At 44.6% G+C, this 8,288-nt stretch carries 8 protein-coding genes; 3 read left to right on the forward strand and 5 right to left on the reverse strand.

The window, feature by feature from the left end:
* From OH459_RS27075 to OH459_RS27095, 5 genes are all read right to left on the reverse strand, one after another.
* The coding region (locus tag OH459_RS27075) for a vWA domain-containing protein (RefSeq protein WP_269989615.1) at positions 1-1,397 on the reverse strand (1,397 nt) is incomplete at its 3' end.
* Positions 1,390-2,394, reverse strand: a complete 1,005-nt coding sequence (locus OH459_RS27080) for a vWA domain-containing protein (protein WP_269989616.1) — start codon at positions 2,392-2,394, stop codon at positions 1,390-1,392. The genes OH459_RS27080 and OH459_RS27075, both read right to left, overlap by 8 nt.
* Positions 2,387-2,863 carry a DUF4381 domain-containing protein gene (locus OH459_RS27085; RefSeq protein WP_005452844.1) on the reverse strand — a complete coding sequence of 159 codons (477 nt, stop codon included), beginning with the start codon at positions 2,861-2,863 and terminating at the stop codon, positions 2,387-2,389. The genes OH459_RS27080 and OH459_RS27085 overlap by 8 nt, the downstream gene beginning before the upstream one ends.
* A gap of 40 nt (positions 2,864-2,903) precedes the next feature.
* The gene (locus tag OH459_RS27090; protein WP_005452842.1) at positions 2,904-3,830 is read right to left on the reverse strand and encodes a DUF58 domain-containing protein; all 927 of its coding nucleotides are present in this window, start codon (positions 3,828-3,830) and stop codon (positions 2,904-2,906) included.
* Between the two features lie 14 nt (positions 3,831-3,844).
* On the reverse strand, positions 3,845-4,801 hold the full coding sequence (locus OH459_RS27095; RefSeq protein ID WP_017818515.1) for an AAA family ATPase: 957 nt from the start codon (positions 4,799-4,801) through the stop codon (positions 3,845-3,847).
* Positions 4,802-5,118: 317 nt separating this feature from the next.
* On the opposite strand from OH459_RS27095, the gene OH459_RS27100 reads away from it, so the two are divergent.
* The 3 genes from OH459_RS27100 (at position 5,119) to OH459_RS27110 (ending at position 8,140) form a co-directional block, all read left to right on the forward strand.
* Complete coding sequence (locus tag OH459_RS27100; protein ID WP_005452832.1) at positions 5,119-7,035, forward strand: methyl-accepting chemotaxis protein; 1,917 nt, start codon at positions 5,119-5,121, stop codon at positions 7,033-7,035.
* A 58-nt stretch (positions 7,036-7,093) separates the two neighbouring features.
* Positions 7,094-7,294 carry a hypothetical protein gene (locus tag OH459_RS27105; RefSeq protein WP_005452830.1) on the forward strand — a complete coding sequence of 67 codons (201 nt, stop codon included), beginning with the start codon at positions 7,094-7,096 and terminating at the stop codon, positions 7,292-7,294.
* Between the two features lie 177 nt (positions 7,295-7,471).
* The gene (locus OH459_RS27110; protein ID WP_005452827.1) at positions 7,472-8,140 is read left to right on the forward strand and encodes a LuxR C-terminal-related transcriptional regulator; all 669 of its coding nucleotides are present in this window, start codon (positions 7,472-7,474) and stop codon (positions 8,138-8,140) included.
* Positions 8,141-8,288 lie beyond the last annotated feature (148 nt).

An 8,288-nucleotide genomic window follows, 5' to 3' on the forward strand; every position in this document is an offset into this window, starting at 1 on the left:
TGTTGCTGTTGCTGTTGCTGTTGCTGTTGCTGTTGCTGTTGCTGTTGCTGTTGCTGTTGCTGTTTCAGTTTCTCCTCTACAACCGACAGGTTCTTTTTCGCAGCATCAAAGTCAGGTTTTTCTTTGATTAACTGTTCGTAGAGTTTTTCTGCATCTTCCAATTGCCCGTTTTGGGCAAGTGCGTTCGCAAGGTTATAACGCCCATTCAAACTTGGGTTATTTGAGAATGCTTCAATAGCGCTTTCATAGTCGCCCGCTTGATAACTTGCCGCGCCTTTCCAATTTGGATCGGTAAAGGTATTTTGCGCTTTCTCAAACTCACCTTGCTGGTAGAGTTGCTCACCTTTCTGATTTTGGTTTAGGAAGGCATTAGCTTCTGCTTTCGGCATCCAAGTCATTGGCAATACTGTTGCGATGAGTACCCAAATCATGCCGCGTCGAAAGAGCAGAGCGGCAGGAAAAAGCAACAAAGGTAGCAACCAGAAACCACCATTCAAGCGAGAATCGGTTTTGACATCGTCACTTTGTTTCGCACCTAGGCTGTGGCTAGCGTTGTTGGTAAAGGCTGCGATGTTCTCAACATCACGGTTATTGTGCTGAATTGGCACAAACAGTCCGCCGGTTTCCTTTGCTAGCTTTTGCAAGTTTTTTAGGTTTGTTTTGGCTACCACAGTATTACCTTGTCGGTTCTTCATTAATGAACCGTCAGGCAAGGCAATAGGCGCACCTGTTGCTGTGCCGATAGCGAGTACTGACACACGGATGTTTTTGCCGTTAAGCAATGCCAATGAGCGAGAAAGCTCAGTGTCATCTAAGTCGTCCGCTAATAGAACGATATCACCTTGACTCACGCCTGCTTGAGTGAACTGGTTCACTGCTGTTTCAATTGCTGATGGTAAGTTAGAGCCTTGGTAGGGCATTAACTCAGGAGACAAGTTTTCGATAATACCTGCAAGTGTGCTGGAGTCTGTCGTGAGTGGACTAAGTGTATAAGCGTCACCAGCGTAGGCGACCAAACCTGTGGAGCCTTCTTTCCATTTCGGCAGTAAATCCAGTGCCTTATAGCGCGTTTGTGACAGTCGATTTGGCTTCACGTCCGTTGCGTACATAGAGCGTGACATGTCCAGAACTAGCACTCGATTTTGGCTCAACTCAAAGCTTGGGCGAGTGTTGGTTTGCCAACTAGGACCTGCCAAGGCGATACATGCTACTGCCCAAGCCACTCCCCATACTGCAAAGTAATGTTTGGTTTTGACTGAATGACCAAGCATCTTTGCTAAATGAGGAGCAATTAATGATGACTTTTTCGTTCTGTACTGACTATTAAGGGCAAGCGCGACAGGAACGACGAGCAAGCCTAGCAACCAATATGGGTGTAAGAAAGTAAACTCAGCCATGTTTTCTCCTTACTACAAACAAGAACACGGAAAGTGCAAGTGCTGCGCCTAGTGGATAAGGGAACCATTCCGACTGAGGACGCCAGGTTTGGGTTTCACTAGAGACTGGTTCTAGTTGGTTAATGGTGTCGTAGATCTTTTCAAGTTCTTTAGCATCACGCGCTCGGAAGTACTGACCACCTGTCATTTCTGCGATCTTTGTCAGTGTCTGCTCATCAAGATCTGAAGCCGTATTTACTTTGCGCGTCATGAAGAAGTCTTTCACCATCATTTCGCCAGCACCTACGCCAACGGTGTAAATAGTGGCATTGTATTTTTTGGCAATCTTAGCCGCTTCGATAGGATCGAGAACTCCCGATGTGTTGCTCCCGTCACTAAGCAAGATCATGACACGTTGTGGCGCATCACTATCGACAAAGGTTTTTGTTCCTAGACCGATACCATCACCAATCGCGGTGCTATTGCCCACCAAACCAATTACGGTTTGGTTGATTTGTTGCATCACGGTTTTGCGATCTGCGGTCAAAGGCGTTTGCAGATAAGCGTGGTCACCGAATAAAACCACACCTAAACGATCACCTTGGCGCTTTGCTACGAAGTCGGATAAGACTTTTTTGACTGCGGTTAGGCGGTCGATGTATTCGCCATTGTAGTTCATGTCTTCTTTCTGCATTGAGCCAGATAAGTCGACCACTAACATCATATCGCGGTACTTGGGTTGGAAGTCGACCGGATCGCCATACCAAACGGGGCGAGCACAGGCGATGACCAATAGAGCCCATACTCCAACAGACAGGGCTTTTTGTACCAGTTGCTTTGGTTTACTGTTGTGCTGATTATCTGGCAAATACGCCAGTTTAATTTCAGCTTGCTGAGTCTCTTCAGGGAAGAACTTAAAAATTATCCAAGGTAGGGGCAGTAATAGCAGTGCCCACCACCAGACAAACTCAATGTTCATCCACTGAGAAAGGCTCGAAATGAGAGTTGCCTCAGTCACGAGTTTTTGCCTTTTTCTTTGGTGGCAATGCGGTCGAAATCCAGAAAGTGCAATCATCAATCAAATCCTGATGTTGCTCTTGACCAGATTTTTGATACAGCGCCGCTTGCCACTGTTGTTGTTTGTCGACGAATCGAGTTTCTTTGGTGTAACTATCAAGAAACTCGTACCAAGCAGAGCCTGTTAATGGCGCGATGTCTTCACGAGGGAAGTAACTCAAAGCTGCTTGACGAAGAACCTCTAATGCAGAAGAAGGCGTATGTGGTGTTATTGGGTTGGTTAACAGTTTCAATGCGGTCTTCTTTGCAACAAGACGCTTTGAACGCCACCTTAAGTACAATGCGACAATTAAGATGGAAAGAATTACACCGCCCAAAACAGCCCACCATCCCCAAGCGAGTGGGAACCAATCAGGTGCATTAGGTAGGATCAAAGGTTCAAGGTTTAGGCTTTGGTTATTCGTTGTCATTATTACTACTGCTTGAATGATTTGTATGTTGTTGCTGTTATTAGCTTAATTGCTGGACCAGCGGTAACCCGCTCGATAGGCTATTAAACGGAATTGCCATGGAATGACATTGTTGTTTGATTGCTTGCTGATGTTTGACAAAGTGAGACTCTAATTCCTTACGTTGTCCCTTTGAGCCGAAGTTAAACCATTGACTACGGTGTCCATCAGACGCTTTTGCTTGTCCTCTAAAGTCAGTTTCGCCTCGCTCTAGAGGATCATAAAACTGCACTGCACGAACACTGTTGTGTTGTTTTAACCGGCGTAGTTGAACCAACTCTTTCTCTTCAACTTGAGCAAAATCACTCAGCAGAATCAGTTCACTGCCTTTCGGAGTGAGGTTGTGCAGCGTTTCAATTGCACTCATGTATGGCAACGTGCGTGTGCTGGCAGCTTGTTGATTTGTAAGTAATTGATTGTGAGTATTCACTATCGCGTCAAGAATTCTCAGCCCTTGCTTTTGTAAAGAGGACGGGCGGAACTCAATGCACTGGGAACCATCATCAATCACCGCGCCAATGCGGTCTTTCTTGGCTAATGTTAGCCAAATCAAGACGCTAGCGAAGTGCGCCAGTTGAACCGATTTCAACACGTATTGCGATCCGAAGTGCATACTAGGACTCAAGTCGATGTACAAAATCACCGCTTGTTCTTTGTCTTCAGCAAACAACTTGGTGTGCGCTTTTCCCGTTCGAGCAGTAACTCGCCAATCGATGCTGCGGATATCATCACCCGCTTGATATTGGCGCACTTCCATAAAGTCCATACCACGACCTTTTTGACGGCTGGTATGATTACCGCTCATTTGTGACCAAATACTCTGGGCTGGTGGCAACCAACGAACCGATTGAGTGCGATATTGAAGCAGCTCTTCTAGGGTCAATGTCACCCCATTCGCATGAGGTGGCAATGTATATGATGCAGACATGTCACCTACCTACGTTATGCGCTACCTACAAGGCTAAGAAGTTTGTCGATAACCTGATTCGTTGTAATGCCTTCTGCTTGAGCGTGGTAGCTAAGTAGAAGACGGTGGCGTAGCACAGGGTAGGCCATGGCTTGAACATCTTCTGGTGAGACGAAGTCACGACCTGCTAGCCATGCATGAGCGCGAGCACAACGGTCAAGGGCGATTGTCGCGCGTGGGCTCACCCCCATAGACAACCATTTCGCTAATTCTGAGTCGTAATCACTTGGCTGTCGAGTTGCCATAACAAGACGAACGATGTATTGCTCAATCGCATCTGCCATATGGATATTGAGTACTTCTTTACGCGCAGTGAAGATGTCTTCTTGACTTAAGCTTGGACGCTCAACCGTTGCTTCACCTTTTGCCTCCCCACGGTTGATGCGCAAGATCGCCAGTTCATGCTCTGCATCTGGGTAATCTACATCAAGGTGCAACAAGAAGCGGTCGAGCTGCGCTTCTGGAAGTGGGTAAGTACCTTCTTGTTCAATCGGGTTTTGTGTCGCCATCACCAAAAATAGCTCTGGTAGGGCATAGGTGTTTCTTCCCGCTGTCACTTGCTTCTCAGCCATTGCTTCAAGCATCGCAGCTTGCACTTTAGCCGGCGCACGGTTGATCTCATCGGCAAGGATCAATGAGTTGAAAATTGGACCAGACTGGAAGGTAAACTCGCCTGTTTCTGGACGGAAGATATCGGTGCCCGTCAAGTCTGCTGGCAGTAAGTCAGGTGTGAACTGAATTCGGTGGAAATCACCTTCTACACAATCCGACAGAGACTTAACCGCACGGGTCTTAGCCAACCCTGGAGGACCTTCAACCAAGATGTGCCCATCGGCAAGTAGAGCAATAAGAAGCTGTTTAACGAGATCATGCTGACCAATGATCTGAGACTCTAAGTAGCTTTGAAGAGTTTCGAAGTTTGTTTTGTGCATTTTTTGGACTCTCTGGGTATCCATATGATTCTTGTTTTGAGTATTGGTCACTTTCTCAAGGGGAAAAGTTCCAGTACGTCCGCGTAATTTATCTTTTCAATATTGGGGCGAGTAAAGTGATTGCAAGCCATTGAAAAGCGTGAATTACCTTACTCGACAGTCTGTTACATCACATTTGCATAATTTTGTGAGAATTTTCTCTAGTTTTGTAGGGGGAGGTCGATATAGATTTCATGCCGTGCATACCAAGCTTATATGCACCTAGTTTTACTCTGTTCAGAATGCAGATAATAAGTGATTCTTTTAAAGGTCCAGATATGTTGAAACTTAATTCCCTGAGTATCAAACAGAAGGTTGTCATCGGTATTACTTTTGCCGTTCTTGCTTCTACAATTATTGTCGGTGTGATGGCTCAGCGCCATGCACGTGAGGTGCTAAGTCACCGCTTAATCGACATTGAGCTGCCTGCTATGTTGCAGCAAATTAATACTGAAATTGACCGCGAAGTTGTACAGATGCAACAAGCGGCAAAACAACTTGCTACTAATGAATTTGTCGTTGAAGCCCTATCAACGACAGACCGTAACCCATCAGTAGAAGCACAACTTGTTCAACAGCTTAACAATGTTAAATCCCAATATCAGTTGAACGACGCTTCCGTTGCGAACCGACAAACGGCTTACTACTGGAACCAAAATGGTTTCCTGCGTCAACTTAACCACTCACAAGACGCATGGTTCTTTGGTTTTACTTCTTCTGGTCAAGATACGTCAGTTAGCGTATTCCAAGAAGCGAATGGCGACGTGAAAATGTTTGCCAACTACCAAGACGTAAACGGTATTTCGATGTCTGGTTTGTCTAAGTCGATGGATGACATGGTATCGCTACTTAATGGATTTAAAATTGAGAAAACGGGTTATGTGTTCCTAACAAATAGTAAAGGTGACATCCAAATCCATCGCCAACAAGGTAAGAACAAAACATCTATTAATCAATTGTTCGGCGGCGCAGCATCTCAATTGCTAAATAAAGGTCACTTTAATCTAGTTACGACTGAGTTCGAAGGGCAAGACATGTTTGTGTCGAGCCTATACGTGCCGTCAATGGACTGGTTTGTTGTTGGTGTGGTTCCTGTGAATGAAGTGTTTGCTGATCTAGATGCAACCGCAGAGAAAATGTTGTTCACAACAGCAATCGTGGCGCTGATCTTCATTGCGATGGGTGTTCTACTTGCCAACAGCATTACTAACCCAATTCGTCAAATCGCTGACCGCTTCACTGACCTCGGTGAAGGTGAGGGTGATCTTGCTCAGCGTATTGAAATCAAAGGTAACGACGAAATCGCTCAGCTATCAAAAGGCTTTAACGGCTTTATTGAGAAGATCCACGCTACCATGAAAGAAGTATCGCTAACCAGTGGTGCGCTAAGCCAAGCAGCAGACAGTGTTTCAAGTAAGGCAACATCTACGCACGATAATAGCCAAGAGCAACGCGACCAAACTATTCAGGTAGTAACAGCGATCAACCAAATGGGTGCGACGATCAGTGAGATCGCATCTAATGCGGCAACAGCGGCAGATACGGCAAACCAAGCGTCTGATAACACCCAAACAGGCCGTCAAGTCGTAACGCAAGCAAAAGAAGTGATCAGTCGCCTTGCTGGTGATGTGGAAACCACAAGCATGGTGGTCACTCAACTTGCGACAACGACCAAAGACATTGGCTCAATTTTGGATGTGATTCGTGATATCTCTGAGCAAACCAACTTACTTGCGCTTAACGCTGCGATCGAAGCTGCGCGTGCGGGTGAGCAAGGTCGAGGCTTTGCTGTGGTAGCGGATGAAGTGCGTAATCTTGCGTCACGTACTGCTGATTCTACTGAAGAGATCCAGAAGATGATTAACCAACTTCAAAGTGATGCTCAAGATGCTGTGACAGCAATGGAAGCGGGTAAAGCGGTAACGTTTGAAGGTGTGGCATCAACAGATGAAGCCGTGGATGTTCTGATGAATATCTCTGAGCGTATCGCCGATATTTCAGATCGAAATACGCAAGTCGCGACGGCAACAGAAGAGCAATCAACCGTTGTACATACCATCAACCAGAACATTGAAGAAATTAACGCTATCAATGAAATGACCACTGCGACGGCAGAAGAGTTGGCTGGCGCAAGTCGAGATCTACAAGAACTGTCATCTCGCTTGGATAAGATGGTTGGTAGCTTCAAGCTCTAGAGTTGGATAGAATAGACCTAGTTTACAAGTTTAACGACTCGATATTTAGGTAAGTACTATGAATGATTTCGAAAAAGAACTAGAACTGATCTCACAAGAAGCCGGTGACGAGCCTGAAGTGAAGCTACCATCTCTTGAAGAACAACAAGAAATCGTAGCGGAACTGAAGAAGCTAGAAGCTGAAGGAAAGCTGACACCAGAGGTTCTTGAGCAATACTTTGGTAAGTTCAATCAGAAAAATTCAGTGCCAGTTCACTAATAAAGAGGGAGTTTTATACTCCCTTTTTTAATACCCGCCATTTAACTCACCCTATTAATCTATTTATTAATCAACAGATTAATCCTTGTTACTACTTTTTTTCATACTTGACAATACTCCCGCTGTACCTAAATCTATTGCTTATTTCAATCAAAATGATTAAGGACTGCAAACGAGATGGAGCACAAAGATATAAGGAACGTAATTTTAATTACTGAGGATAGCTTGCAGTCTTCATTGTTGAGAGATGTTCTTGAAACCAAACTCGGTATTAATGTCTTTCTGATAGCCCCTGAAAAGCTCACCAAGCACACAATTCCATTGGAAGCAGTCTCCGCTATATTACTCGATTATAGTGTTATGACTGATGAAGTCTTCTCTCGTTACATGGAGTTTAAAAAAGCAGAGCTAAAAGATGCCATTGAAGTTCTGTTAAATTGTGACAAATCGATTTCAACGGAAGAGCTATTTGTATGGCAGACACTCGCGGGTATCTTCTACACATCGGACGATATCAGCACATTACAGGCTGGAATTGGCAAAGTATTACAGGGTGACATGTGGTTTAGCCGTAAGTTTTCTCAGCAATACATCACCCATCTGCGCAGACATAGCAGACCAGTTAATAAGAGCGTGTCCGCAATTTTGACCAAAAGAGAGCAACAAATCATCACCTTCCTTTCTATGGGGGCTTCGAATCAACAGATCGCAGAGCAACTATTTGTGAGCGAAAATACTGTTAAGACTCACCTCCACAATATTTTCAAGAAGATTGATGTAAAAAACAGAGTGCAAGCATTAATTTGGGCTAAAGAAAACATTTCAGGTTTATCGATTGCCGTATAAAACTTATAGGGATTCCCCTTTCTAGCCTTAGTTTGCGAGTCAGATCTTATATAGATATTTGATATGTAAAAAGTGTTTCTTTTATGAGAAACACTTTTTTTGTTTATGATTTTAACGAAATTGCAATTCAAAAAAGTAGGAAATAAAC

The organism is Vibrio sp. MM46, from assembly GCF_027587135.1.
Taxonomy (GTDB): domain Bacteria; phylum Pseudomonadota; class Gammaproteobacteria; order Enterobacterales; family Vibrionaceae; genus Vibrio; species Vibrio harveyi.